The following is a 356-nucleotide window of genomic DNA, read 5'->3' as shown; positions in this document are numbered from 1 at the left end:
CTTGCTCTTATATCTTAGTGGCGCACGGGTGAGTAATGTATAGCTAATCTGCCCTACACTAGAGGACAACAGTTGGAAACGACTGCTAATACTCTATACTCCTTCTTTACATAAGTTAAGTCGGGAAAGTTTTTCGGTGTAGGATGAGGCTATATCGTATCAGCTAGTTGGTGAGGTAATGGCTCACCAAGGCTATGACGCGTAACTGGTCTGAGAGGATGATCAGTCACACTGGAACTGAGACACGGTCCAGACTCCTACGGGAGGCAGCAGTAGGGAATATTGCTCAATGGGGGAAACCCTGAAGCAGCAACGCCGCGTGGAGGATGACACTTTTCGGAGCGTAAACTCCTTTT

At 47.8% G+C, this 356-nt stretch carries 1 rRNA gene; it reads left to right on the top strand.

The features are described from left to right. Window positions 1-356: ribosomal RNA gene (locus tag CDOM16188_RS11150) — 16S ribosomal RNA — on the top strand; the annotation flags it as partial.

Source organism: Campylobacter sp. RM16188 (assembly GCF_012978795.1).
Lineage (GTDB): Bacteria > Campylobacterota > Campylobacteria > Campylobacterales > Campylobacteraceae > Campylobacter_A > Campylobacter_A canis.
Note: the sequence above shows the minus strand (reverse complement) of the source record. Positions and strands in the feature narration are given on the sequence as shown.